This is a genomic window from Salmonella sp. NW38, assembly GCF_051807745.1.
Classification (GTDB): Bacteria; Pseudomonadota; Gammaproteobacteria; order Enterobacterales; family Enterobacteriaceae; genus Salmonella; species Salmonella enterica.
In genome coordinates, this window is record NZ_JAMMTO010000011.1 from 59,756 (window position 1) to 84,776 (window position 25,021).

Here is a 25,021-nt window from a genome sequence, read left to right on the forward strand (position 1 = left end):
TCCTTTATTTCTCCACGTTTGGCTCGTAGCTTGCCGCTACAGTGAAGCAGTTCAAATCTATAACGATATGTAGAAACACGAGGTTCCCCTTTAATGGCGAATTTTTTTATCGATCGCCCCATTTTTGCCTGGGTGCTGGCTATCCTGTTGTGTCTGACAGGGGCGTTAGCCATTTTCTCTTTACCTGTTGAACAATATCCCGATCTGGCGCCGCCCAACGTACGTATTACCGCGAATTATCCGGGAGCGTCGGCGCAAACGCTGGAAAATACCGTAACCCAGGTTATTGAGCAGAATATGACGGGCCTCGATAATCTGATGTACATGTCATCACAAAGCAGCGGAACCGGACAGGCGACCATCACGCTGAGCTTTATTGCGGGAACCGATCCTGATGAGGCGGTTCAGCAGGTGCAAAACCAGTTACAGTCCGCGATGCGTAAACTGCCGCAGGCGGTACAGGATCAAGGCGTCACGGTACGCAAAACGGGCGATACCAATATTTTGACCATCGCTTTCGTCTCTACCGACGGCTCTATGGACAAGCAGGATATTGCCGACTACGTCGCCAGTAATATTCAGGACCCGCTCAGCCGCGTCAACGGCGTGGGCGATATTGACGCTTATGGTTCACAGTACTCTATGCGTATCTGGCTCGATCCGGCCAAATTGAATAGTTTTCAGATGACCACGAAAGACGTGACCGATGCGATTGAGTCGCAGAATGCGCAAATCGCCGTCGGGCAGCTTGGCGGTACGCCTTCGGTCGACAAGCAGGCGCTGAACGCCACCATTAATGCGCAGTCACTGCTGCAAACGCCGCAACAATTTCGCGATATCACCCTGCGCGTTAATCAGGACGGTTCCGAGGTCAAACTGGGCGATGTCGCCACCGTGGAGCTGGGGGCGGAAAAATATGACTACCTCAGCCGTTTTAACGGCAATCCGGCTTCCGGTCTTGGCGTTAAGCTGGCCTCCGGCGCGAACGAAATGGCGACCGCGAAGCTGGTACTGGATCGCCTCAACGAGCTGGCGCAGTACTTCCCTCACGGCCTGGAATACAAGATCGCGTATGAAACCACCTCCTTTGTCAAAGCCTCGATTATCGATGTGGTCAAAACGTTGCTGGAAGCTATCGCGCTGGTTTTCCTGGTGATGTACCTGTTCCTGCAAAACTTTCGCGCCACGCTAATTCCGACGATCGCCGTGCCGGTAGTATTAATGGGCACCTTCTCCGTGCTTTACGCGTTTGGCTACAGTATTAACACATTAACCATGTTCGCGATGGTGCTGGCGATCGGGCTCCTGGTCGACGATGCCATCGTGGTGGTGGAAAACGTCGAACGTATCATGAGCGAAGAAGGGCTCACACCGCGTGAAGCGACGCGCAAATCCATGGGACAAATCCAGGGGGCGCTGGTCGGTATCGCGATGGTGCTGTCTGCGGTATTCGTGCCGATGGCGTTCTTTGGCGGTACCACCGGGGCGATTTATCGTCAGTTTTCTATTACCATTGTCTCGGCAATGGTGCTGTCGGTGCTGGTCGCCATGATTCTGACGCCAGCGCTGTGCGCAACGTTATTAAAACCGCTGCACAAAGGCGAACAGCACGGGCAACGCGGATTTTTCGGCTGGTTTAACCGTACCTTCAATCGTAATGCCGAACGTTATGAGAAAGGCGTAGCGAAAATTTTGCATCGCAGCCTGCGCTGGATTCTGATTTATGTTCTGTTGCTTGGCGGCATGGTGTTCCTGTTTTTGCGTCTCCCCACCTCCTTTCTACCGCAAGAAGATCGGGGCATGTTCACTACGTCTATCCAGCTACCGAGCGGTTCTACGCAACAACAGACCCTGAAAGTCGTTGAAAAAGTTGAAAACTATTACTTCACCCATGAGAAAGACAACATTATGTCGGTCTTCTCGACGGTAGGTTCCGGCCCTGGCGGGAATGGGCAAAACGTCGCGCGCATGTTTGTTCGCTTGAAAGACTGGGACGCGCGCGATCCCACCACCGGCTCCTCGTTCGCCATTATTGAGCGGGCGACAAAAGCGTTTAACCAGATTAAAGAAGCTCGCATCTTCGCCAGCAGCCCGCCGGCAATTAGCGGTCTGGGCAGCTCCGCCGGTTTTGATATGGAATTACAGGATCACGCCGGAGCAGGCCATGACGCGCTGATGGCCGCACGAGATCAACTCATTGAGCTGGCCGGGAAAAACAGTTCCTTGACCCGCGTGCGTCACAACGGCCTGGACGACAGCCCGCAACTGCAAATTGATATTGACCAACGAAAAGCGCAGGCGCTGGGCGTATCAATTGACGATATCAACGACACCCTGCAAACAGCCTGGGGATCGAGCTACGTCAACGACTTTATGGACCGGGGCCGCGTGAAGAAGGTCTATGTTCAGGCCGCGGCGAAATATCGTATGTTGCCGGATGATATTAATCTTTGGTATGTCCGTAACAAAGACGGCGGCATGGTCCCCTTCTCCGCCTTCGCCACTTCGCGCTGGGAAACCGGATCGCCGCGTCTGGAACGCTATAACGGCTATTCGGCGGTAGAAATTGTCGGAGAGGCCGCGCCGGGGGTCAGTACCGGGACGGCGATGGATGTCATGGAGTCGTTGGTGCATCAGTTACCGGGCGGTTTTGGCCTGGAATGGACAGCCATGTCTTACCAGGAACGGCTCTCCGGCGCGCAGGCGCCTGCGCTGTACGCTATTTCGCTATTAGTCGTCTTCCTGTGTCTGGCGGCATTGTATGAAAGCTGGTCGGTGCCCTTTTCGGTGATGCTGGTTGTGCCGCTCGGCGTCATTGGCGCGCTACTCGCTACCTGGATGCGCGGGCTGGAAAACGATGTTTACTTCCAGGTGGGGCTGTTGACCGTTATCGGCCTCTCGGCGAAAAACGCGATCCTGATTGTGGAATTCGCCAACGAAATGAATCAGAAGGGACACGCGCTGTTAGACGCCACGCTATACGCCAGCCGCCAGCGCCTGCGACCGATACTGATGACTTCGCTGGCGTTTATCTTTGGCGTATTGCCGATGGCCACCAGCACCGGGGCAGGCTCGGGTAGCCAACATGCTGTCGGAACCGGCGTGATGGGGGGAATGATCTCAGCAACCATTCTGGCTATCTTCTTTGTACCCCTGTTTTTCGTGCTGATACGTCGCCGCTTCCCGCTGAAGCCGCGCCCGGAATAAGCTCCCGGCCAGCCTGATACAGGGTGTCGGGCACAAAAAAGGCGACTTTCGTTGAGTCGCCTTTTCTTATCCCCTATGGGAGCGCGGTGCCTTCCAGGCATTTATTTACGAAGCATGACTTCGATAAAATCTTTCCAGTTCCCCAGTTCACGTTCAATCATAATAGCCTCTCTTATTATTATGGGTATTCTACGTAGTTAGCGGTATAGAGAGAAGTTCATTTAACCGATTGTTGCGATATCCTCTGGTTACGCTGTCTATGATATTACTATGGCGCTGTAGCCGTAAATTTTATGTGACTTACTGCAATATTTAGCAACATTAATACCTTTTCTACTACTTTATCAAATCGGGTTAAAAAACAATCAATTGCATGTGCACAAAATAGGATTTGTCCCGCGAATTATAAACAAGCCACATTTGGAACGTTTTGGAATCATTATTCACATTCACTCAACAATGTTATATTGATTGCCGATCAGCGCTGGATAAATAACCATTAACAGCCACACTTATTATCCCGCAGACGATACTATTGATTATTTATTCGAATTTCGCGTTAAAGGATTCAATATGATTACCCTCTATGGCATTAAGAATTGCGACACGATCAAAAAAGCGCGCCGTTGGCTGGAGGAGCATGGCATTGATTATCGTTTTCACGATTACCGTGTGGATGGCATAGACCTCCCTCTTCTTAATACCTTTATTGCCGAACTCGGCTGGCAGCCTTTACTGAATACGCGCGGCACAACATGGCGCAAACTGGATGAAGGCGACCGCAGCGGGATTACCGATGCCGACTCCGCCGCTGCTCTCATGGTTGAACAGCCGGCAATCATCAAACGCCCATTGCTCTGCGCGCCCGGGAAGCCTATGCTGCTTGGTTTCAGTGAATCCCGTTATCAGCAGTTTTTTGATGAGGTGTAGTCTATGTCGTGCCCGGTTATTGAGCTGACACAGCAACTTATTCGTCGCCCCTCCCTGAGTCCGGATGACGCAGGCTGTCAGGCATTAATGATTGAACGCCTGCGTAAAATCGGTTTTACCATTGAGCATATGGATTTTGGCGACACGCAAAATTTTTGGGCATGGCGTGGGCGTGGCGAAACGCTGGCGTTCGCCGGGCATACTGACGTCGTACCGGCTGGCGATGTCGATCGCTGGATCAATCCGCCGTTTGAACCTACGATTCGCGACGGAATGTTGTTCGGTCGCGGCGCGGCGGATATGAAAGGTTCACTGGCGGCCATGGTGGTGGCTGCTGAACGTTTTGTTGCGCAGCATCCTCATCACCGGGGCCGTCTCGCATTTTTGATTACCTCTGATGAGGAAGCCAGCGCAAAAAATGGCACCGTAAAGGTGGTTGAAGCGCTGATGGCCCGTAACGAGCGGCTGGATTACTGTCTGGTCGGCGAACCTTCCAGTACTGAAATTGTGGGCGATGTCGTCAAAAACGGGCGTCGCGGTTCCCTCACCTGTAACCTCACTATTCATGGCGTTCAGGGGCACGTCGCCTATCCGCATCTGGCGGATAACCCTGTTCATCGCGCCGCGCCTTTTCTTAATGAACTGGTCGCTATCGAGTGGGATCGGGGCAATGACTTTTTCCCGGCCACCAGTATGCAGGTAGCCAATATCCAGGCAGGCACCGGCAGCAATAATGTCATTCCGGGCGAACTGTTCGTGCAGTTTAACTTCCGTTTCAGCACGGAACTGACCGATGAGATGATCAAAGAGCGGGTACATGCGCTGCTTGAGAAGCATCAGCTGCGTTATACCGTAGACTGGTGGCTTTCCGGCCAGCCGTTCCTGACCGCACGCGGCAAGCTGGTGGACGCGGTGGTAAACGCCATTGAGCACTATAATGAAATTAAACCGCAATTACTGACGACGGGCGGTACGTCCGACGGACGTTTTATCGCCCGTATGGGAGCGCAGGTGGTAGAACTGGGGCCGGTGAACGCCACCATTCATAAAATTAATGAATGTGTGAATGCCGCCGATCTCCAGCTACTGGCTCGTATGTATCAACGTATTATGGAACAGCTCGTCGCCTGATGAGCGTTCCTGTAAGAGGAAATAAGCATGGACTGGCTGGCAAAATATTGGTGGATTCTGGTATTGGTGTTTCTGGTAGGCGTACTGCTGAATGTGATCAAAGATCTCAAACGCATCGACCATAAGAAATTCCTTGCCAATAAACCTGAGCTGCCCCCGCATCGCGATTTTAACGATAAGTGGGACGATGAAGAAGACTGGCCGAAGAAAGATCAGCCGAAAAAGTAACCGGATAACATGCCGGACAGGTATCGCTATCCGGCATGGTCCCCACCGCCGGGCATTACGTCGCGTAAACGCTGCGTTCGTCCGGCATCCAGCACAATCAGCGCCTGCGCCGCCTGCGCACGCTGCAACGCCAGCAGAGCTTTACGGCCTGAAATGCGTAGCCGGGCGCACAGTTCGGCATCGCTGGCTTTTTCCTCCAGCCGTCCTCTCAGCGCCGGTAACGGCAATGCGCTGCATTGCAGTAAACGATGCAGGCAACCTAGCGATGTCAGTAGCGGGCGGTGCGCGAACGCAAAACCGACCAGCTCACGCCAGTCTTCACCATTAAGCGCCTGTTCGCGTAACGCCGCCAGCGGTATCGCCTCGCCGTTCCACTGCGTCAGGATATCCGCATCGCGGCGCAAACGTCGGTGTTCCTGCTGCGCCAGCCGTTTTCCCGCGTCGCTCAGCGGCAATAACGCCATCGCCGTATAGCAACCGCTGCTCGCCTCCCGATGGTTGCCCATCCGTACCAGTACAAAGCCGCAGCGTTGCCAGAAACGCCACAGCTCCGGCGTATAGCCGAAGCTGACGGAAAGATAATCACACTGCGCCGCCTGCATGCACGCGCAGGCAATCAACTGCTGACCGATGCCTTCACGCTGGCGAGCGGGGTGCACTGCGATACGGCTTACGCGACGCCCGACCAGCGTCGCGGCTAAAGGGTCGCTACCGTGCGCCGCCAGTGACTGCGCCACCAGATTTCCACGCGGACGCCGGAAACCGGCCCATACAGCCTGACTGAGTTCTGCGGATAACCCGCCCTCTTCGACCAGCCAGAGGGCACCCGCCACACGGTTATTCGCCGTAGCCTGCAAAAAATGCTGTCCTGGCGCATCCATCATTCGGCGCAGATCCAGCGGCGAAGTACGATAGTGCGCCCCCGACAGTAACTGATACACAGCCCTCGGCAACGCGGGCGTCTCCCCCCAGGCCTGTTGGTAAAACGCCGAGATTGCTATCGCGCCATGTGGCGCCTGCGCAAACGCTTCATCGTCGAATATCAGCGCCTCGCTGACGATATTTTCCAGCGGGCATTCTGGCGCCCAGCGGACAGGCTGACGAAGCGTGAAGCGGTGAAGCTGCGGAAAACGGGCGCAAAACTTAAGTAAAAAACCGCGTCCGGTGCCTTCGTAGCCCTGAACGGTGGTGGTGAGTAGTATGCGGGGAAAGCGCGAAACCAGTTGCAGCAGCAGCGGCGCGGGGATTGCCGCCGCCTCGTCAACCACCAGCCAGTCGGCTCTTGCCCCGCTCGCCAGCAGCGCATCCGGCGCCATAAAGCAGAACCGCTCACCGGCAAACGCTGCCAGGATATCCGTTGCCGTTTTCGCCGGTGCGGTCACGATAGCCGTGCCCGCCATCCGGGAGATGAATTGCCCGGCCAGCGCCGATTTGCCGCGCCCACGGGGGGCAATCACCGTCGCCACGCCGGGCGGCATTTCACGTAAACGCGATAAGATAGCCGCCTGCTCCGGCTGCGGCTCGCCGGTGGCGGGTCGCCAGCGTTCACGGGAAGGATAAGATGGCCAGCAAAACGGCTGGCGCTGTCGCCAAAGCAGCGTTTGCGGATCGCGGGAAAGAGTCCGTTTAAGATGCTGTGCAAACTGCGGTGTGGGGATAGGCTGCGCGCAGTCGCTCCAGCGCAGTGAATCAGTATCAGGCCTGCTTTCCCACGTCTCGTACGGCGGCATCAGCAGAAGCAGCCAGCTTCCGGCCTGCAAGGTCCCGCTCAGGGCGGCAAACGCTGCGGCATCAAAGCCCTGCCAGGCATCAAATATCGCATGACGAAATTCACGGCCCAGCAGCGTTTGTAACGCCTGTGGCGTACAGCGCGGCTGCGCGGGCGCGTCAGGCGCAACCCACAGCCAGTCACCGGGCAGCGCAGCGCGTATCGCCTCGGCCCGCTCCCGGCACCACGCCGCATCGCCGCTGATGACCAGTAAACGGCGAATGCCTTCCTGTGTCATTTGCGACGTTAACGCCTGTAGCGCATCGATATCAGACATCCCTGCCCCGGTTTATCAAAAGTTTTTGCCAAACGTATTACATTGCGCCGGGTCACCGCTGTCAAATCCACGCTTAAACCAGCTGTAGCGCTGTTCTGAGGTGCCGTGGGTAAAACTATCCGGCACGACGCGCCCCTGCCCCTGCTGCTGTAAGCGATCGTCGCCGATAGCCTGTGCGGCATTGAGCGCCTCTTCCAGATCGCCCGCCTCCAGTACGCCTTGCTGCTGCATACTGTGTCCCCACACGCCGGCAAAGCAATCCGCCTGTAGCTCCATGCGCACCGAAAGGCGATTCACCTCCGTTTGCGACGCGTTTTGCTGTAACTGGCGTACTTTCGGCTCAATACCTAACAGTTTTTGTACGTGGTGGCCGACTTCGTGGGCGATGACATAACCCTGGGCAAAATCACCGTCCGCGCCCAGCTTATTTTTCATATCATCGTAAAATGAGAGATCGATATAAACGGTGCCGTCCGCCGGGCAGTAAAACGGCCCCATCACGGACTGACCCGCACCACAGCCGGTGCGCGTCATACCACGGTACATCACCAGTTTTGGCTGCTGATAGCCGCGCCCCATTTTTTGAAAGAGTTGCCCCCAGGTATCTTCGGTCGTCGCCAGAATCACCGAGGTAAATTTTGCCGCTTCATCATCATTGGGGCTTATCGAACGCGTCGACTGCTGCTGCGAAATCGGCTGACCGGTCAACAGACCGGTTAAATCCACCCCATAGTACCCTGCGACCAACACCACCACCAACAGAATGATGCCGCCTTTTCCGCGCGGAAGACGAAAGCCAGGGCCACCCAGCGAGGGGCCGCCTGGCCGATTACGTCTGTCCTCTACATTGTTACTTTCACGACGCCCTTGCCAGCGCATAATCACCTCATTCTCTCTTTGTTATACAGATGATCGTAGGCGGTCAGGCGCAGGATTACCACAGGTAAACGCTATCAGAATGAGGAAAGGATGATACCGGAGAGCGGTTGCCCCCCGGTCAGAAGCGAAATTAATCTAATTTCACGCCCAGGCGATGCGCGACGGCTTCATAGGCTTCAATCAGACCGCCCAGACTCTGGCGGAAGCGGTCTTTGTCCATTTTGTCCAGCGTCTCTTTATCCCACAGGCGGCTACCGTCCGGTGAAAACTCATCGCCCAGTACCACTTCGCCTTTATACAGGCCAAACTCCAGTTTGAAATCCACCAGGATAAGACCCGCGTCATCAAACAGTTTTTTCAGTACGTCGTTGGCTTTGTAGGTTAACTCTTTCATACGCGCCAGATTTTCCTGACTTACCCAACCGAACGTTTCACAGTAGGAACTATTCACCATCGGGTCGTGCAGCGCGTCGTTTTTCAGGAACAGATCGAATATCGGCGGGTTAAGCTCCATGCCTTCTTCCACGCCCAGACGCTTGACCAGCGACCCAGCCGCACGGTTGCGCACCACACATTCAACCGGCACCATCTCCAGCTTCTTCACCAGACACTCGGTATCAGACAGCAAACGTTCCATCTGGGTCGGGATGCCCGCCTCGGCCAGTTTGGTCATAATGAAATGGTTGAATTTGTTATTTACCATGCCCTTGCGATCAAACTGTTCAATGCGCGCGCCATCCCCTGCTGACGTATCATTGCGGAATTCGAGCACCAACAGGTCCGGGTTTTCCGTGCTGTATACGGTTTTCGCTTTACCACGATACAACTCAGCTTGCTTTTGCATCTTTAACACTCCTGGGTGTGAATTAACGATAAGTATTCATTTCCTGCTACGCCTGCCGGAGACGTCGGCCTGTAATTGTGGTGCGAAATAGCGGTTAAATCGCGTTTTTGTACCGACGCACACGTTTGCGTATCTTATCAGAAAAAAGGGCCGGATTACTCCAGCCCTGTTAAATTACTTGTTGAACGCTGCCTGGAAGACGGCAACCAGCGCGTCGTTCTGGCTTTGCGTCAGAGTATGCCCCTTAGGATCGATAAACTGCAAGCTGCTGCGGTTATCTAAATCGCCGACCTGCAATTTATAGTCTCCGGATGCCAGGCCCGGGTCGCTAGCGCCCAGATCCCGCCAGTCGCTGTCAGACAACGGTTTGTACGTTACCGCCATGCTGCCCTGAGAGCGAGTGCTGTCGGTGACTTTCATGCCCACTTTTTCCAGCGCGGCCGGGAGGCGTTGCCACACGAGGTTGAACGGACCGCGAACGACCAGCATAGGTAAACCGGTATCATCAGCGGCGCTCTGCACATCCATCGTTGCGGCGGAACGGTTCTGCGCGGCATTTGCCGCATCCGTAGCGGTCTTATCCAGACCGGCGGAAATGACGTTCATCATTTCAGTGCTATAGCGCTGCAGCGACGCCGCGTCAGCGACCGGCTTGCCAGCCTGTTCCAGATTAACCAGTTTTACCGTTACCGCCTGCTGATAGCCCTGCGGCTTCACCGAGATTTGATAACGTCCGCGATACTGTTCGTCTTCATCCAGGCGGTTCCAGTTCACCCAATCGGTCGTCAGGGTCTGGCTGGCATCGTCACGTTTTTCAATCGGATAATTTTTCGCCTGAATCACGCTGACGACTTGCGGCCACAGCGTGCTGCCCCGGCCATTCTCCACCAATAGCGTAGCGGTATCGCCAGAGAACTGGGTACGCGCGCCGCTCACTAACGCTAACGGCTGCGCTGGCGGACGGATATCCAACGCCTTACCAACCGCGCCGCTCCCCTTCGTGACCGGAATAACGTAGTCGCCGGTCGTTATCGGCAGGATCATTCCTGCCGGGGCGTGAAGTTCAGCAAGCGGCGCGGCATCCAGATAGGATTCATCGCCGCTTACCTGGCGCTTGTAGCGCGAATCGGAACTACAGGCAGCGAGCAGCAAAACAAGCGAAACACCCGCAACCTTCGCCAAGCGCGACTTTTGTACTGAGTAAGCCATCAAATCTCCCTAAACTTTACAGCAGGCCAGCATGCTGAAGCGCTGCTTTGACGATGTCACGACCATGGTCCGTGATAGGCGTCATTGGCAGGCGCAGCGTGTCGGTCGCCACAAGACCCAATGCCTTACATGCCCATTTCACCGGGATAGGATTGGGTTCGACAAATAGTTTGTTGTGTAACGGCATCAGACGCTGGTTGATAGCGCGCGCCTCGGCAAATTGCCCTTCCGCCGCCAGTTTGCACATGTCAGCCATCTCGCGCGCCGCTACGTTAGCCGTAACGGAAATCACGCCATGACCACCCAGTTGCATAAAGTCCAGCGCAGACGCGTCATCGCCGCTAAGCAGAATAAAATCGTCTGAAACCAGCTCTTTGATCTGGTGAACGCGGGTTAAGTTCCCTGTCGCCTCTTTGATAGCGATAATATTTTTTATTTCCGCCAGACGACCCACGGTTTCCGGCAGCATATCGCAACCGGTACGGGACGGCACATTATACAGAATTTGCGGCAAGTCAGTGTGTTCCGCGATGGCTTTGAAATGCTGGAACAAACCTTCCTGCGTGGGGCGATTGTAGTACGGCGTTACCGTCAGGCAGCCAACAATGCCGCTATCGTTAAAACGCTGCGTCAGGCTAATCGCTTCCGCGGTCGCGTTTGCGCCCGTGCCGGCGATAACCGGAATACGTCCGTCAGCCAGTTCCAGCGTCATCATCACGACATCGCCATGTTCATCATGGCTTAGCGTGGCAGACTCGCCGGTGGTGCCAACCGAAACAATCGCCGAGGTACCGTTGGCGACATGATAATCAATGAGTTTTTTCAGGCAAGGCCTACTGACGTTACCTTTCTCATCCATCGGCGTAACAAGCGCGACAATACTTCCCGTGAACATGGGCCATCCTCTGTGCAAACAAGTCCCTCAATGGTACGTTTGGTATGGCAATAAAAGCAAGCGACCAAAGCCGTTCTGATTGTTGTATGCAGGTTTTTTTTATGGTTTCCTTAAGATTACCTCACCGCTCAAAGGAATAACTGGTTTGACACCGTCATCACAACACTATTTGGTTATCACTGCGCTGGGCGCCGACAGGCCCGGTATTGTGAATACCATTACTCGCCATGTCAGCAGTTGCGGCTGTAATATCGAAGACAGCCGACTGGCGATGCTGGGCGATGAATTCACGTTTATTATGTTGTTGTCCGGCACGTGGAACGCGATTACCTTGATTGAATCGACATTGCCGTTAAAAGGCGCGGAGCTGGATCTGCTGATTGTGATGAAACGGACGTCCGACCGCCCCCGCCCGGCAATGCCCGCGACGGTATGGGTTCAGGTTGAGGTCGCCGACTCCCCGCATTTAATTGAGCGATTCACCGCGCTGTTTAATAGTCATGAAATGAATATTGCGGAGCTGGTCTCCCGCACACAGCCGGCTGAAGGTGATAAAGCTGCGCAATTATTTATTCAAATCACCGCACATAGCCCGGCGTCGCAAAATTCCGCAAATATTGAGCAAGCCTTTAAAGCACTATGTACAGAACTCAATGCGCAAGGCAGTATAAACGTCGTCAATTACTCACAACATGATGAACAGGATGGAGTTAAGTAATGAATCCACTGAAAGCCGGTGATATCGCACCGAAATTTAGCTTGCCGGATCAAGACGGGGAACAAGTAAATTTGACCGACTTCCAGGGACAGCGCGTTCTGGTTTATTTCTACCCAAAAGCCATGACACCCGGCTGTACCGTGCAGGCCTGCGGCTTACGCGATAACATGGACGAGCTCAAAAAAGCAGGCGTGGACGTGCTGGGCATCAGCACCGATAAACCTGAAAAACTCTCCCGTTTCGCTGAAAAAGAGCTGCTGAACTTTACCCTTTTGTCCGATGAAAACCATCAGGTGTGTGAACAGTTCGGCGTCTGGGGCGAAAAGTCGTTTATGGGCAAAACGTATGACGGCATTCACCGCATCAGCTTTTTGATTGACGCTGATGGTAAGATTGAACACGTCTTTAATGATTTTAAAACCAGCAATCACCATGATGTGGTGCTGAACTGGCTGAAAGAAAACGCGTAAAAGCCTCAGGCCGCGCTGATGTGCGGCCTGGAAAGGGAATGCGCCGTCAGGCTTGCCGCGCCAGACGCCCTTCTCCGGTAATCACCAGATCGGCATCTTTAACCGCCTGCTCAAGCTGTAGCGTTTCCACGACAATCTCTACGTCGGCGCGTAACTCCGCATTGAGCAATCCTAAAAGCGCGCCGCCCATTTCGCCTGCCGCGCCCGCGCCGGGAGCGTTAATCACCTCACGTCCCGTAGCCTGATAAATATGCCGGCCCCAGTTTTCCAGCGCCTCGTCCAGGATGTTCACCATTTCCGCTGTCGCCCCTTTTTGTGGGCCAAAGATGGCCGATGCGCCCTGGGGACCACACAGCGGATTGTTGACATCGCACGCCTTTAAGCTGATTGGCGGTAGCGGTAGCGGTAGCGGAATCAATTTCTACAATACAGTTTTCCTTCAACAGCGAGAATTTTGTAGGTTCCGACAATAAAAATGCCGCAACACGGCGCGGCATTAAAAAAAGAGCGGCTTTCTAAGCGCTTGTCCCTCATCAGGCGTGCGCAAAATAGCGGCAGGGCACTATGATGTCGTTCACGCTTTACAACTTTTGTACAGACCGCTCAGGATGAGGCATCCGTCACCTGACCATCCGGCCAGGCATGGACAACGGCTTTAATCAGCGTCGCCAATGGAATGGCGAAAAACACTCCCCAGAAACCCCACAGACCGCCGAAAATCACCACTGACAGAATAATCACCAGCGGATGCAAATTCACCGCTTCGGAGAAAAGTACCGGTACCAGCAGATTGCCATCCAGCGCCTGAATAATCAGATAAACGGCAAAACAGCTCCAGAATTCCGTCCCCAGACCAAACTGAAACAGCGCGACGCCCACCACCGGAATTGTCACCACAAAAGCGCCGATATAGGGGATCAGGACCGAAAAGCCCACCAGTACCGCCAGCAGTAGCGAATAATTGAGGCCAAACAGCAAAAAGCCCAGCCAGGTCGCCACGCCCACCACCACCATCTCCAGCACTTTTCCGCGGATATAGTTGGTGATCTGCTGATTCATCTCATTCCACACCTGCCCCGCCAGCCCGCGATTACGCGGCAGCACGCGGCGCACGGCATTTAGCATCTGCTCTTTATCTTTTACCAGGAAAAAGACCATCAGCGGCACCAGCACCAGATATACCGCCAGCGTCAGTAGCCCGACTAACGAAGCCAGCGAATACTTCACCACCGAATCGCCCATGTTAAGCATCCGGGTACGCATGTTTTCCGCCATCGCATCAATAATGCCCGCATCCATCAGCGCCGGATAGCGTCGCGGCAAGGTCGCGGCAAAATCGGACAGTTTATTCAGCATACCGGGCATATCACGAATCAGGTAAATACCCTGCTGCCAGGCAATCGGCATCACCACAAACGCCATTAATAACAGAATGCCGACAAAGAGGATAAGGACAATGGAGGCTGCCCAGCGCCGGGAACAGCCAATCGCCTGCAGGCGCGCCGTCGGCCACTCCAACAGGTAGGCCAGTACGATAGCGACCAGCAGCGGCGCTAACAGGCCGCTAAAGAAAAAGAGGATGCTAAAACCAGCCACCAGAATGACCAGCAAGGCAATCGCCTCCGGGTCGCTGAAGCGACGGCGATACCATTGCATTAACATTTCGAGCATAAAACCCTTCCCAGAACTCAACTGCGGGATTGTGATGCCGAATTGTATCGAAATGTCACAAAAAAGACTTCGCTTTTTATCGTTGATTCAGGAAACTAAAATAGTGAGTCTGTGCTCATCACAGTTACACTTATGAAGTGTCGGAGCGTGGAACGATATTTCACGACGTTGGTCAAAGGGCTATCTCAAAACAACAGGATAGAGGTTATGTTCAGGCAGTTGAAAAAAAACCTGGTGGCAACCCTCATTGCAGCATTGGCTCTCGGTCAGGTCGCGCCCGCATTTGCCGACCCTGCCGACACGCTGCCCGATATGGGAACCTCGGCAGGAAGCACGCTTTCTATCGGACAAGAGATGCAAATGGGCGACTTTTATGTGCGCCAGCTACGCGGCAGCGCGCCGTTAATCAACGATCCGCTGCTGGTGCAATACATTAACGCGCTGGGTATGCGTCTGGTCTCGCACGCCGACTCCGTCAAAACGCCCTTCCATTTTTTCTTGATCAATAATGACGAAATCAACGCGTTCGCGTTCTTTGGCGGCAATGTGGTGCTGCACTCGGCACTTTTTCGCTACGCGGATAACGAAAGCCAGCTAGCTTCAGTCATGGCGCATGAAATCTCCCACGTGACGCAGCGCCATCTGGCGCGCGCGATGGAAGATCAAAAGCGCAGCGCGCCGCTTACCTGGGTGGGCGCGCTGGGTTCCATTTTGCTGGCCATGGCCAGCCCACAGGCCGGTATGGCGGCGCTAACCGGTACTCTGGCGGGAACGCGCCAGGGAATGATAAGTTTCACCCAGCAAAATGAGCAAGAAGCCGACCGTATTGGTATTCAGGTACTGCAACGCGCCGGATTTGACCCACAGGCGATGCCCTCTTTCCTCGAAAAACTGCTCGACCAGGCGCGTTACTCCACGCGTCCGCCTGAAATTTTGCTCACTCACCCCTTACCGGAAAGCCGCCTTGCGGATGCCCGCAACCGTGCCAACCAGATGCGCCCGGTCGTGGTGCAATCTTCCGCCGACTTTTATCTCGCCAAAGCGCGCGCCCTGGGAATGTACAATTCCGGACGTAACCAGCTTACCAGCGACCTGCTGGATCAGTGGTCTAAAGGCAACGTGCGTCAGCAACATGCGGCGCAATATGGCCGGGCGTTGCAGGCGATGGAAGCGAGCAAATACGATGAAGCGCGCAAAACGTTGCAGCCGCTGTTAAGCGCGGAACCGAACAATGCCTGGTATCTTGACCTCGCCACCGATATTGACCTGGGGCAGAAAAGAGCCAACGACGCGATTAATCGCCTGAAAAATGCCCGCGATCTGCGCGTTAATCCTGTGCTGCAGTTAAACCTCGCCAATGCGTACCTCCAGGGAGGCCAGCCCAAAGCGGCGGAAACCATTCTGAATCGCTACACCTTTAGCCATAAAGATGACGGTAACGGCTGGGATCTGCTTGCTCAGGCCGAAGCCGCGCTGAACAACCGCGATCAGGAGCTGGCGGCGCGCGCTGAAAGTTATGCGCTGGCGGGACGACTGGATCAGGCAATTTCACTGCTCAGTAGCGCCAGCGCCCAGGCAAAACTGGGTAGCCAGCAACAGGCGCGTTACGATGCGCGTATCGACCAGTTGCGCCAGTTACAGGAACGCTTCAAGCCATACACGAAAATGTAATCGCCGTTTATTAGCCGGATGGCGTCACAAGGAGAACTCATGACCGACACGATTAAAATCTACCATAACCCGCGCTGTTCGAAGAGCCGCGACACGCTGAACCTGCTGAAATCTAACGGCGTGGAACCGGAAGTGGTGCTTTATCTGGATACGCCCGCTGACGCCGCCACCGTGCGAGAACTGCTGCGTATGTTGGGCATGTCCAGCGCGCGCGAACTGATGCGCCAGAAAGAAGATCTCTATAAAACGCTTCATCTGGCGGATAGCCAGCTGAGTGAAGAGGCGTTAATCCAGGCGCTGGTTGAACACCCTAAACTGATGGAGCGCCCCATTGTGGTGGCAAATGGTCAGGCGCGCATTGGCCGACCGCCTGAGCAGGTGCTGGACATCCTCGGTTAACCGTTGAACGCCGCCGTCGCGGCGTATTACAGTTTCAGGATCTCTTTGACAAACGGGATCGTCAGTTTTCGCTGGGCAGTGATCGACGCATGATCGAGCTGATCCAGCGTCATAAACAGCGTGCGCATTTCGCGATCAAGACGTTTGAGTAAAAACCGCCCGACATCTTCCGGCAGTTCAAACCCCCGTAACCGGGCGCGCAACTGTAGCGCCTGAAGTTTGTCTTCATCGGAAAGAGGCTGGAGTTTATAGATTTGCCCCCAGTCCAGACGGGAAGCGAGATCGGGCAAGCCCAGATTTAACTGTCTTGGCGGACGATCGCCGGTGATCAATAACCGCGTCTTACCGGACTCCAGAATGCGGTTATAGAGATCAAAGATCGCCATCTCCCACAGTTCATCGCCAGCAACACACTCAATGTTATCAATACACACCAGCGAGAGGTGTTCCATACCGTCGAGCACTTCCGGCACGAACCAGGTGCGTTTATCGAGCGGGACGTAGCCTACCGCATCTCCACGCTGCGACAGTTCAGCGCAGGCGGCGTGCAGCAAATGGCTGCGGCCCGCGCCTTCACGCGCCCAAAGGTAGATATATCCACTATGTTCCTGGCGCAACACGTTTTGTAACGCGGCCAGTAGAGAGGCGTTATCCCCCGGCCAGAAACTTGCGAAAGTTTCGTCGTCAGGAAGATAAAGTGGCAAAGAGAGCTGTGCCGGTGTGTTCAGAGATACCTCAACCCAGAATGACATAAAATCGCGCTGAGTTTACCACATAATTCCCTTGAGATAGAACCGGGCAGCATCGCTGCCCGGCAACCCGTTACTGATGCGGAGACTCCGCATCATTTGCCTCCAGTACCACTTCTTCCGGACGCAACAGGCTAATCAGTTTAAAAATCAGGCTCAGGCAAATCCCGACGATGGTCGCCAGCGCCATCCCTTTCAATTCTGCCGCGCCGATATGCACTTTCGCGCCGCTCACGCCGATGATCAAAATCACCGAGGTGAGGATCAGGTTTTGCGCTTTGTTGTAATCGACTTTCGATTCGATCAAGACGCGAATCCCCGACGCGCCGATAACGCCGTACAACAGCAGTGAGACGCCGCCCATCACGGGTAACGGGATAATCTGAATCGCCGCCGCCAGTTTGCCGACGCAGGAAAGCAGAATGGCGAAAATCGCCGCGCCGCCGATAACCCAGGTACTGTAAACGCGGGTGATCGCCATGACGCCAATATTTTCCCCATAGGTGGTATTCGGCGTGGAGCCGAAGAAACCGGAGACGATCGTCGACAGTCCGTTAGCGAACATCGAGCGGTGCAAACCGGGATCGCGCACTAAATCTTTTTTGACGATATTCGCCGTCACCACCAGATGACCGACATGCTCGGCGATCACGACCAACGCCGCGGGCAGAATCGTCAGGATCGCGAACCATTCAAAACGCGGCGTATAGAAAGTCGGTAGCGCAAACCAGTGCGCCTGGGCAATCGGCGTGGTATCGACCACCCCCAACGCGAATGACAGCGCATAGCCCGCCAGCACGCCGATCAAAATCGGAATGATCGCCAGGAAACCGCGAAACAGTACGGAGCCGAACACCGTCACCGCCAGCGTGACCATGGAGATGATAATTGTTTTCGTGTCCGGCGACTGCCCTTGCGCAGGCAGCAATCCGGCCATCCCCGCCGCGACGCCAGCCAGCTCCAGACCGATAACGGCAACGATTGCGCCCATTGCCGCAGGCGGGAACATCACATCCAGCCAGCCGGTGCCCGCTTTTTTAACGATGAAAGAAACCAGACAGAACAACACGCCGCACATAATAAAACCGCCCAGCGCCACTTCATAACCCAGCGGCAACAGCAGTAGTACCGGGGAAATAAAGGCAAAGCTCGATCCGAGGTAGGCCGGAATTTTACCTTTGCAGATAAAGAGATACAGCAGCGTTCCGATACCGTTAAACAACAGCACCGTCGCGGGGTTGATATGAAACAGAACTGGCACCAGCACGGTCGCGCCAAACATGGCGAAAAGGTGCTGTAAACTAAGCGGGATTGTCTGTAAAAGCGGCGGTCTTTCACTCACCCCGATAGCACGGCGCGTCATAGTGTTTTCCTCTAAGTGTGTTTGTTATGAGTTGTTTTATTCAAAAAAAAGCCGACTCTTAAAGTCGGCTTTTAATTATTTATTCACTTACTTGGTACCAAAAATCTTATCGCCGGCATCGCCAAGCCCCGGAATAATGTATCCGTGCTCGTTAAGCCCCTGATCGATAGAGGCGGTGTACAGTTCAACGTCCGGGTGCGCTTTTTCCAGCGCCGCAATGCCTTCCGGCGCGGCGACCAGCACCAGCACCTTAATGCTGCTACAGCCTGCTTTTTTCAGCAGGTCGATGGTCGCGATGACAGAACCGCCGGTCGCCAGCATCGGGTCGACGATCAGCGCCATGCGCTCATCAATGTTCGATACCAGTTTCTGGAAATAAGGTACTGGCTCAAGCGTCTCTTCGTTACGGTACATCCCGACTACGCTGATACGCGCGCTCGGTACATTTTCCAGAACGCCTTCCATCATGCCCAGACCCGCGCGCAGAATCGGCACAACGGTAATTTTTTTACCTTTGATCTGGTCGATTTCCACCGGGCCATTCCAGCCTTCGATGGTGACTTTTTCCGTTTCCAGGTCGGCTGTCGCTTCATACGTCAGCAGGCTGCCTACTTCTGAGGCGAGTTCACGAAAGCGTTTAGTGCTAATGTCGTTTTCACGCATCAGACCCAGCTTGTGTTTGACGAGTGGGTGTTTGACTTCCACGATCTTCATACTCTTCTCCTATCCTCAGATGACTGGCAACCACAAAAAAAATCGCCGGATTATACCGCTTTTCCTCTCTGACGCAACACAATGTATGCTTGACCTGGATCAACCAAAAGCGCTGATAGCGGAAAAGTGAGTATAAATCACTCACGTTGAAACAGGCGATAAAGGCTAACAACCGTTTGAATCTTAGCAATTTTAAGGATGAATGGCCTGTCCAGACCACCTGTCGTAAACCAAGTGCTGGATATCCTTTTCTTTTTTACCAACAGAGAAATTTTCAAGCAGCGACCGAAACCATGCCAAAAAAATCGCCCGGATATCCAGGGCGCAGACCACGCTCGCAAACGTTTGCTTTCCCTGTTAGAATTGCGCCGAATTTAACTTTTACCGCAAGAAAAAACGTGGGGAACCAGGCAGTGACCGATAAGACCTCTCTTAGCTATAAAGATGCCGGCGTCGATATTGATGCGGGTAACGCTCTGGTTGATCGAATCAAAGGCGTAGTGAAGAAAACTCGCCGCCCGGAGGTTATGGGCGGTCTGGGCGGTTTCGGTGCGCTGTGCGCGTTGCCGCAAAAATATCGTGAACCGGTACTGGTTTCCGGCACTGACGGCGTAGGCACCAAACTTCGCCTGGCGATGGACTTAAAGCGTCACGACGCTATCGGTATTGATCTGGTGGCGATGTGCGTAAACGATCTGGTCGTTCAGGGCGCGGAACCGCTGTTTTTCCTCGATTACTATGCCACGGGTAAACTGGATGTCGATACCGCCGCCAGCGTGATCAACGGTATTGCCGAAGGCTGCCTGCAATCCGGCTGCGCGCTGGTTGGCGGCGAGACGGCGGAAATGCCGGGCATGTATCACGGCGAAGATTACGATGTGGCGGGTTTCTGCGTCGGCGTAGTCGAAAAATCAGAAATCATCGACGGCTCCCGGGTTGCCGAAGGCGACGTGCTGATTGCGCTCGGCTCCAGCGGCCCGCACTCGAATGGATATTCGCTGGTGCGGAAAATTATTGACGTTAGCGGCTGCGACCCACAAACCACTCTGCTGGAAGGGAAGCCGCTGGCCGATCATCTGCTTGAACCGACCCGTATCTACGTAAAATCGGTTCTGGAACTGATTGAAAACGTCGATGTGCACGCTATCGCCCACCTCACCGGCGGCGGCTTTTGGGAAAATATTCCGCGCGTTCTGCCGGAGAATACCCAGGCGGTAATTAATGAGTCGTCCTGGCAGTGGCCCGCCATCTTTACCTGGCTGCAAACCGCCGGTAATGTCAGCCGACATGAAATGTACCGTACCTTTAACTGCGGCGTCGGCATGGTGATTGCGCTCTCCACTCCGGAAGCGGACAAAGCGCTTGCTCTGCTAAACGAGAAAGGTGAAAACGCATGGAAAATCGGTATCATCAAAGCCTCTGATTCCGAACAGCGTGTGGTTATTGAATAATGAATATTGTGGTGCTGATTTCCGGCAATGGAAGCAATTTACAGGCGATTATCGATGCCTGCGAAGCGAAGAAAATTAAAGGCACCCTCAGGGCAGTATTCAGCAATAAGGCCGACGCGTTCGGCCTTGAACGCGCCAGAGAAGCCGGCATTCCGGCGCAAGCGCTGACTGCCGATCGGTTTGACAGCCGCGACGCCTTCGATCGCGAGTTGATTCGCAAGATAGACGCGTATGCGCCCGATGTGGTCGTGCTGGCCGGTTTTATGCGTATTCTGAGTCCGATGTTTGTCGCGCATTACTACGGGCGTCTGCTGAACATTCACCCTTCCCTGCTGCCAAAATATCCGGGGTTGCATACCCATCGCCAGGCGCTGGAAAACGGCGATGAGGAGCACGGTACCTCGGTGCATTTCGTGACAGACGAACTCGACGGCGGCCCGGTCATTCTCCAGGCGAAGGTGCCGGTTTTTGCCGACGACAGCGAAGATGATATCACCGCACGCGTACAGACTCAGGAACATGCGATTTATCCGCTGGTGATTGGCTGGTTTGCGCAGGGGCGTCTAAAGATGCGCGATAACGCCGCCTGGCTGGACGGGCGTCGTCTGCCGCCGCAAGGTTATGCGTCTGACGAATAATACGTCATCGGACAGGACTGCGTCTGCTTGCCGGATGGTGGCATAAATGCCTATCCGGCCTACTCTTTTCCCTTCCTTTATGCTATCAGTTTATTGTCATATTTTTCTGGCGCAGTTGGACATTAACGCGTAATGCTCGCCATAATCATCAGGCAGTGTCCCGTGAATAAAACGGAGTATAGGTAGTAATGGGTCAGGAAAAGCTATATATCGAGAAAGAACTGAGCTGGTTAGCATTTAACGAACGCGTGTTACAGGAAGCAGCGGATAAATCCAACCCGTTGATTGAGCGGATGCGGTTCCTGGGAATCTATTCTAATAACCTCGACGAGTTCTACAAAGTGCGTTTCGCTGAATTGAAACGACGCATTATTATCAGCGAAGAACAGGGTTCAAATTCTCATTCACGCCATTTGTTAGGCAAAATTCAGTCCCGCGTGTTGAAAGCAGACCAGGAGTTCGACGGCCTGTACAACGAATTACTGCTGGAAATGGCGCGTAATCAAATCTTTCTGATCAACGAGCGTCAGCTCTCGGTGAACCAACAAAGCTGGTTGCGCCACTATTTTAAGCACTATTTGCGCCAGCATATTACCCCGATTCTCATTAACCGGGAGACGGATCTTGTTCAGTTTTTAAAAGATGATTACACCTATCTGGCGGTGGAGATTATCCGCGGCGACACCATCAACTATGCGCTGCTGGAGATACCGTCCGACAAAGTCCCACGCTTCGTTAATCTGCCGCCGGAGACACCGCGCAGACGCAAGCCGATGATCCTTCTGGATAATATTCTGCGCTACTGCCTGGATGACATTTTTAAAGGGTTCTTCGACTATGACGCGCTTAATGCCTATTCGATGAAAATGACCCGCGATGCCGAATATGACCTGGTGCATGAGATGGAATCCAGTCTGATGGAGCTGATGTCTTCCAGCCTGAAGCAGCGCCTGACCGCTGAACCTGTGCGCTTTGTCTATCAACGCGATATGCCCGCCGCGCTGGTCGACGTGCTGCGGGAAAAACTGACGATCTCCCGGTATGACTCAATCGTACCCGGCGGGCGCTACCACAATTTTAAAGACTTCATTAATTTTCCGAATGTCGGTAAAGCCAACCTGGTCAATAAACCGTTACCGCGGTTACGCCATCTTTGGTTTGATAAAGAGAAGTTTCGTAACGGTTTCGACGCGATTCGCGAACGTGATGTGCTGCTCTATTATCCTTACCACACCTTTGAACATGTGCTGGAACTGCTGCGTCAGGCGTCGTTTGACCCAAGCGTGCTGGCGATCAAAATCAATATTTATCGCGTAGCGAAAGACTCGCGCATTATTGACTCGATGATCCATGCCGCCCATAACGGCAAAAAAGTCACCGTGGTGGTGGAGTTGCAGGCGCGCTTCGATGAAGAGGCGAATATTCACTGGGCCAAGCGGTTAACCGAAGCGGGCGTCCATGTTATTTTCTCTGCGCCTGGGCTGAAAATTCACGCCAAACTCTTCCTCATCTCACGAAAAGAGGGCGATGACGTGGTGCGTTATGCGCATATCGGCACCGGTAACTTCAACGAAAAAACAGCGCGGCTGTATACCGATTATTCGCTGCTGACCGCCGATGCGCGCATTACCAATGAAGTGCGTCGGGTCTTTAATTTTATTGAAAACCCCTATCGCCCGGTCACTTTCGATTATTTGATGGTTTCTCCACAAAACTCACGGCGTCTGCTGTATGAGATGATCGATCGTGAAATCGCCAATGCCCAGCAAGGCTTACCGTCAGGGATTACGTTAAAGCTTAACAACCTGGTCGATAAAGGGTTGGTCGACAGGCTATACGCCGCGTCGGGTTCGGGCGTCCAGGTCAATCTGCTGGTGCGCGGTATGTGTTCTCTTATTCCGCAGCTGGAAGGCATTAGCGATAATATTCGCGCGATTAGCATCGTGGATCGCTATCTGGAACACGATAGGGTTTATATTTTCGAAAACGGCGGTGATAAGCAAGTTTGGCTCTCTTCAGCTGACTGGATGACGCGTAATATTGACTACCGTATCGAAGTCGCTACGCCTATCCTCGACCCGCGGCTTAAACAACGCGTCCTGGATATCATTGACATTCTGTTTAGCGACACGGTAAAAGCGCGTTTTATCGATAAAGAACTCAGCAACCGCTACGTGCCGCGCGGCAATCGCCGTAAAGTCCAGGCGCAGCTGGCAATTTATGACTACATCAAATCACTCGAGCAACCAGACTAACGCTATGCCAATTTACGATAAATCCCCTCGCCCGCAGGAGTTCGCTGCGGTCGATCTCGGCTCAAACAGCTTTCATATGGTCATTGCCCGCGTGGTTGACGGCGCAATGCAGATTATCGGGCGCTTAAAACAGCGCGTCCATCTGGCGGACGGGCTGGGCGCGGATAACAAACTCAGCGAAGAAGCCATGGAACGGGGGCTTAGCTGTCTGTCGCTGTTTGCTGAACGCTTACAAGGTTTCTCCCCTTCCAGCGTCTGTATCGTAGGCACCCATACGTTACGTCAGGCGCAAAATGCCGCTGATTTTCTCAAACGCGCGGAAAAGGTTATTCCCTACCCGATAGAGATTATTTCCGGTAACGAAGAAGCGCGCCTGATTTTTATGGGCGTAGAACATACGCAGCCGGAAAAAGGCCGCAAGCTGGTGATCGATATCGGCGGCGGGTCAACAGAGCTGGTCATTGGCGAAAACTTCGAACCCAAGCTGGTTGAAAGCCGTCGTATGGGCTGCGTGAGCTTCGCGCAGCTCTACTTTCCCGGCGGCGTTATCAATAAAGAAAACTTCCAGCGCGCCCGAATGGCGGCGGCGCAAAAACTGGAAACCTTAACCTGGCAGTATCGTATTCAGGGTTGGAACGTGGCGATGGGCGCTTCCGGTACGATTAAGGCCGCTCATGAAGTTCTCCTGGCGCTGGGTGAGAAAGATGGCTTCATTACGCCGGAGCGCCTCGATAAACTGAAGTCAGAAGTGTTGAAGCACCGCTCCTTTAATGCGCTCAGCCTGCCGGGTCTGTCTGAAGAACGAAAAGCGGTCTTTGTGCCGGGCCTGGCGATTCTGTGCGGCGTTTTTGATGCTCTGGCTATCCGCGAGCTTCGCCTTTCCGACGGCGCGTTGCGCGAAGGCGTGCTGTATGAAATGGAAGGCCGCTTCCGCCATCAGGATGTTCGCAGCCGTACCGCAAAAAGTCTGGCCAATCAATACAACATTGACAGAGAACAGGCCAGACGCGTGCTGGAAACCACCATGCAAATGTACGAGCAGTGGCAAGCCCAGCAGCCAAAACTGGCGCATCCGCAGCTTGAAGCGTTGCTCCGCTGGGCGGCAATGCTGCATGAGGTTGGACTGAATATTAATCACAGCGGTTTACATCGCCATTCGGCTTATATTCTGCAACACAGCGATTTGCCCGGCTTTAATCAGGAGCAGCAAATGATGATGGCGACGCTGGTGCGTTATCATCGTAAAGCCATAAAACTGGATGATATGCCCCGCTTTACGCTGTTTAAGAAAAAACAGTATCTGCCGTTAATTCAGCTACTTCGGCTGGGCGTATTACTGAACAACCAGCGGCAGGCGACCACCACGCCGCCGACGCTGCGGCTAACGACCGATGACAGCCACTGGACGTTATGTTTTCCGCATGACTGGTTCAGCCAGAATGCGCTGGTACTGCTTGATCTGGAAAAAGAACAGCAGTACTGGGAAGCGGTAACTGGCTGGCGTCTCAATATTGAGGAAGAAAGCTCGCCGGAGATCGCCGCGTAAATTGTGGA

At 54.1% G+C, this 25,021-nt stretch carries 22 protein-coding genes and 1 pseudogene; 12 read left to right on the plus strand and 11 right to left on the minus strand.

The genetic code is table 11. The annotated features are described in order from the left end of the window. Positions 1 to 93: 93 nt before the first annotated feature. Positions 94 to 3,207: a multidrug efflux RND transporter permease AcrD gene (gene acrD, locus NA624_RS18490; RefSeq protein ID WP_001263074.1), complete on the plus strand. Its 3,114-nt coding sequence runs from the start codon at positions 94 to 96 to the stop codon at positions 3,205 to 3,207. Positions 3,208 to 3,308: 101 nt separating this feature from the next. Here the strand turns inward: acrD and ypfM are convergent, their stop codons facing one another. Further along, positions 3,309 to 3,368 (minus strand): protein YpfM, encoded by a 60-nt coding sequence (ypfM, locus tag NA624_RS18495; RefSeq protein WP_001386977.1) that lies wholly within the window; start codon positions 3,366 to 3,368, stop codon positions 3,309 to 3,311. A gap of 412 nt (positions 3,369 to 3,780) precedes the next feature. On the opposite strand from ypfM, the gene NA624_RS18500 reads away from it, so the two are divergent. Genes NA624_RS18500 through NA624_RS18510 form a run of 3 tightly spaced genes read left to right on the plus strand, consistent with a single transcriptional unit; the run spans position 3,781 to position 5,496 of the window. Further along, the gene (locus NA624_RS18500; protein ID WP_000631923.1) at positions 3,781 to 4,137 is read left to right on the plus strand and encodes an ArsC family reductase; all 357 of its coding nucleotides are present in this window, start codon (positions 3,781 to 3,783) and stop codon (positions 4,135 to 4,137) included. A 3-nt stretch (positions 4,138 to 4,140) separates the two neighbouring features. Continuing rightward, a complete protein-coding gene (gene dapE / locus NA624_RS18505) occupies positions 4,141 to 5,268 on the plus strand; it encodes a succinyl-diaminopimelate desuccinylase (RefSeq protein ID WP_001277825.1) in 1,128 nt (375 codons plus the stop codon). 27 nt (positions 5,269 to 5,295) lie between these two features. Continuing rightward, positions 5,296 to 5,496: a YpfN family protein gene (locus tag NA624_RS18510; protein WP_000383842.1), complete on the plus strand. Its 201-nt coding sequence runs from the start codon at positions 5,296 to 5,298 to the stop codon at positions 5,494 to 5,496. Between the two features lie 26 nt (positions 5,497 to 5,522). Here the strand turns inward: NA624_RS18510 and tmcA are convergent, their stop codons facing one another. From tmcA to dapA, 5 genes are all read right to left on the minus strand, one after another. Continuing rightward, the gene (tmcA, locus tag NA624_RS18515; RefSeq protein ID WP_001279820.1) at positions 5,523 to 7,541 is read right to left on the minus strand and encodes a tRNA cytosine(34) acetyltransferase TmcA; all 2,019 of its coding nucleotides are present in this window, start codon (positions 7,539 to 7,541) and stop codon (positions 5,523 to 5,525) included. 15 nt (positions 7,542 to 7,556) lie between these two features. Then, positions 7,557 to 8,420 carry a KPN_02809 family neutral zinc metallopeptidase gene (gene ypfJ, locus NA624_RS18520; RefSeq protein WP_001267519.1) on the minus strand — a complete coding sequence of 288 codons (864 nt, stop codon included), beginning with the start codon at positions 8,418 to 8,420 and terminating at the stop codon, positions 7,557 to 7,559. A gap of 130 nt (positions 8,421 to 8,550) precedes the next feature. After that, positions 8,551 to 9,264 (minus strand): phosphoribosylaminoimidazolesuccinocarboxamide synthase, encoded by a 714-nt coding sequence (purC, locus tag NA624_RS18525; RefSeq protein WP_001171630.1) that lies wholly within the window; start codon positions 9,262 to 9,264, stop codon positions 8,551 to 8,553. A 174-nt stretch (positions 9,265 to 9,438) separates the two neighbouring features. Further along, the gene (gene bamC / locus NA624_RS18530) at positions 9,439 to 10,473 is read right to left on the minus strand and encodes an outer membrane protein assembly factor BamC (RefSeq protein WP_000331870.1); all 1,035 of its coding nucleotides are present in this window, start codon (positions 10,471 to 10,473) and stop codon (positions 9,439 to 9,441) included. Between the two features lie 16 nt (positions 10,474 to 10,489). Next, the gene (gene dapA, locus NA624_RS18535; RefSeq protein ID WP_000494014.1) at positions 10,490 to 11,368 is read right to left on the minus strand and encodes a 4-hydroxy-tetrahydrodipicolinate synthase; all 879 of its coding nucleotides are present in this window, start codon (positions 11,366 to 11,368) and stop codon (positions 10,490 to 10,492) included. A 145-nt stretch (positions 11,369 to 11,513) separates the two neighbouring features. On the opposite strand from dapA, the gene NA624_RS18540 reads away from it, so the two are divergent. Continuing rightward, positions 11,514 to 12,086: a glycine cleavage system transcriptional repressor gene (locus NA624_RS18540; protein ID WP_000189061.1), complete on the plus strand. Its 573-nt coding sequence runs from the start codon at positions 11,514 to 11,516 to the stop codon at positions 12,084 to 12,086. Then, complete coding sequence (bcp, locus tag NA624_RS18545) at positions 12,086 to 12,556, plus strand: thioredoxin-dependent thiol peroxidase (protein ID WP_001068686.1); 471 nt, start codon at positions 12,086 to 12,088, stop codon at positions 12,554 to 12,556. The genes NA624_RS18540 and bcp overlap by 1 nt, the downstream gene beginning before the upstream one ends. A 49-nt stretch (positions 12,557 to 12,605) precedes the next feature. Here bcp and NA624_RS18550 read toward each other — a convergent pair. Both NA624_RS18550 and NA624_RS18555 read right to left on the minus strand, forming a co-directional pair. After that, a pseudogene (locus tag NA624_RS18550) lies at positions 12,606 to 12,932 on the minus strand (glycerate kinase); the annotation flags it as partial. Positions 12,933 to 13,159: 227 nt separating this feature from the next. Beyond that, positions 13,160 to 14,227: an AI-2E family transporter gene (locus NA624_RS18555; protein ID WP_000892056.1), complete on the minus strand. Its 1,068-nt coding sequence runs from the start codon at positions 14,225 to 14,227 to the stop codon at positions 13,160 to 13,162. A gap of 207 nt (positions 14,228 to 14,434) precedes the next feature. Between NA624_RS18555 and bepA the strand changes: the two genes are divergently transcribed. Together bepA and arsC are read left to right on the plus strand one after the other, a co-directional pair. Next, complete coding sequence (bepA, locus tag NA624_RS18560) at positions 14,435 to 15,898, plus strand: beta-barrel assembly-enhancing protease (RefSeq protein WP_000489631.1); 1,464 nt, start codon at positions 14,435 to 14,437, stop codon at positions 15,896 to 15,898. Between the two features lie 39 nt (positions 15,899 to 15,937). Further along, positions 15,938 to 16,297: an arsenate reductase (glutaredoxin) gene (arsC, locus tag NA624_RS18565; protein WP_000132650.1), complete on the plus strand. Its 360-nt coding sequence runs from the start codon at positions 15,938 to 15,940 to the stop codon at positions 16,295 to 16,297. A gap of 26 nt (positions 16,298 to 16,323) precedes the next feature. Here arsC and NA624_RS18570 read toward each other — a convergent pair whose 3' ends face one another. The 3 genes from NA624_RS18570 to upp all read right to left on the minus strand — a co-directional run bounded on the left by NA624_RS18570 (position 16,324) and on the right by upp (position 19,123). Beyond that, positions 16,324 to 17,025, minus strand: coding sequence for a DnaA inactivator Hda (locus NA624_RS18570; protein WP_061835882.1), 702 nt, complete (start codon positions 17,023 to 17,025; stop codon positions 16,324 to 16,326). 94 nt (positions 17,026 to 17,119) lie between these two features. Beyond that, complete coding sequence (gene uraA / locus NA624_RS18575) at positions 17,120 to 18,409, minus strand: uracil permease (RefSeq protein ID WP_000198344.1); 1,290 nt, start codon at positions 18,407 to 18,409, stop codon at positions 17,120 to 17,122. Between the two features lie 87 nt (positions 18,410 to 18,496). Then, the gene (gene upp / locus NA624_RS18580; protein WP_000706208.1) at positions 18,497 to 19,123 is read right to left on the minus strand and encodes a uracil phosphoribosyltransferase; all 627 of its coding nucleotides are present in this window, start codon (positions 19,121 to 19,123) and stop codon (positions 18,497 to 18,499) included. Between the two features lie 413 nt (positions 19,124 to 19,536). Here upp and purM point away from each other — a divergent pair, with 413 nt between their 5' ends. The 4 genes from purM to ppx all read left to right on the plus strand — a co-directional run bounded on the left by purM (position 19,537) and on the right by ppx (position 25,013). Then, complete coding sequence (purM, locus tag NA624_RS18585) at positions 19,537 to 20,574, plus strand: phosphoribosylformylglycinamidine cyclo-ligase (RefSeq protein WP_001549810.1); 1,038 nt, start codon at positions 19,537 to 19,539, stop codon at positions 20,572 to 20,574. Next, a complete protein-coding gene (purN, locus tag NA624_RS18590; protein ID WP_001028588.1) occupies positions 20,574 to 21,212 on the plus strand; it encodes a phosphoribosylglycinamide formyltransferase in 639 nt (212 codons plus the stop codon). The genes purM and purN overlap by 1 nt, the downstream gene beginning before the upstream one ends. A 188-nt stretch (positions 21,213 to 21,400) precedes the next feature. Continuing rightward, complete coding sequence (gene ppk1 / locus NA624_RS18595) at positions 21,401 to 23,467, plus strand: polyphosphate kinase 1 (RefSeq protein ID WP_000529555.1); 2,067 nt, start codon at positions 21,401 to 21,403, stop codon at positions 23,465 to 23,467. A 4-nt stretch (positions 23,468 to 23,471) separates the two neighbouring features. Next, positions 23,472 to 25,013: an exopolyphosphatase gene (ppx, locus tag NA624_RS18600; RefSeq protein WP_001123324.1), complete on the plus strand. Its 1,542-nt coding sequence runs from the start codon at positions 23,472 to 23,474 to the stop codon at positions 25,011 to 25,013. Positions 25,014 to 25,021: the final 8 nt, after the last annotated feature.

Bases quoted from the DNA above. Each gene is read 5' to 3' on its own strand.
- bamC (WP_000331870.1), bottom strand. From the start codon at position 10,473: ATGGCTTACTCAGTACAAAAGTCGCGCTTGGCGAAGGTTGCGGGTGTT.
- ppx (WP_001123324.1), top strand. From the start codon at position 23,472: ATGCCAATTTACGATAAATCCCCTCGCCCGCAGGAGTTCGCTGCGGTC.
- dapE (WP_001277825.1), top strand. From the start codon at position 4,141: ATGTCGTGCCCGGTTATTGAGCTGACACAGCAACTTATTCGTCGCCCC.
- NA624_RS18510 (WP_000383842.1), top strand. From the start codon at position 5,296: ATGGACTGGCTGGCAAAATATTGGTGGATTCTGGTATTGGTGTTTCTG.
- uraA (WP_000198344.1), bottom strand. From the start codon at position 18,409: ATGACGCGCCGTGCTATCGGGGTGAGTGAAAGACCGCCGCTTTTACAG.
- upp (WP_000706208.1), bottom strand. From the start codon at position 19,123: ATGAAGATCGTGGAAGTCAAACACCCACTCGTCAAACACAAGCTGGGT.
- NA624_RS18555 (WP_000892056.1), bottom strand. From the start codon at position 14,227: ATGCTCGAAATGTTAATGCAATGGTATCGCCGTCGCTTCAGCGACCCG.
- NA624_RS18500 (WP_000631923.1), top strand. From the start codon at position 3,781: ATGATTACCCTCTATGGCATTAAGAATTGCGACACGATCAAAAAAGCG.
- purN (WP_001028588.1), top strand. From the start codon at position 20,574: ATGAATATTGTGGTGCTGATTTCCGGCAATGGAAGCAATTTACAGGCG.
- bcp (WP_001068686.1), top strand. From the start codon at position 12,086: ATGAATCCACTGAAAGCCGGTGATATCGCACCGAAATTTAGCTTGCCG.
- tmcA (WP_001279820.1), bottom strand. From the start codon at position 7,541: ATGTCTGATATCGATGCGCTACAGGCGTTAACGTCGCAAATGACACAG.
- ypfJ (WP_001267519.1), bottom strand. From the start codon at position 8,420: ATGCGCTGGCAAGGGCGTCGTGAAAGTAACAATGTAGAGGACAGACGT.
- bepA (WP_000489631.1), top strand. From the start codon at position 14,435: ATGTTCAGGCAGTTGAAAAAAAACCTGGTGGCAACCCTCATTGCAGCA.
- acrD (WP_001263074.1), top strand. From the start codon at position 94: ATGGCGAATTTTTTTATCGATCGCCCCATTTTTGCCTGGGTGCTGGCT.
- ppk1 (WP_000529555.1), top strand. From the start codon at position 21,401: ATGGGTCAGGAAAAGCTATATATCGAGAAAGAACTGAGCTGGTTAGCA.
- purC (WP_001171630.1), bottom strand. From the start codon at position 9,264: ATGCAAAAGCAAGCTGAGTTGTATCGTGGTAAAGCGAAAACCGTATAC.
- arsC (WP_000132650.1), top strand. From the start codon at position 15,938: ATGACCGACACGATTAAAATCTACCATAACCCGCGCTGTTCGAAGAGC.
- dapA (WP_000494014.1), bottom strand. From the start codon at position 11,368: ATGTTCACGGGAAGTATTGTCGCGCTTGTTACGCCGATGGATGAGAAA.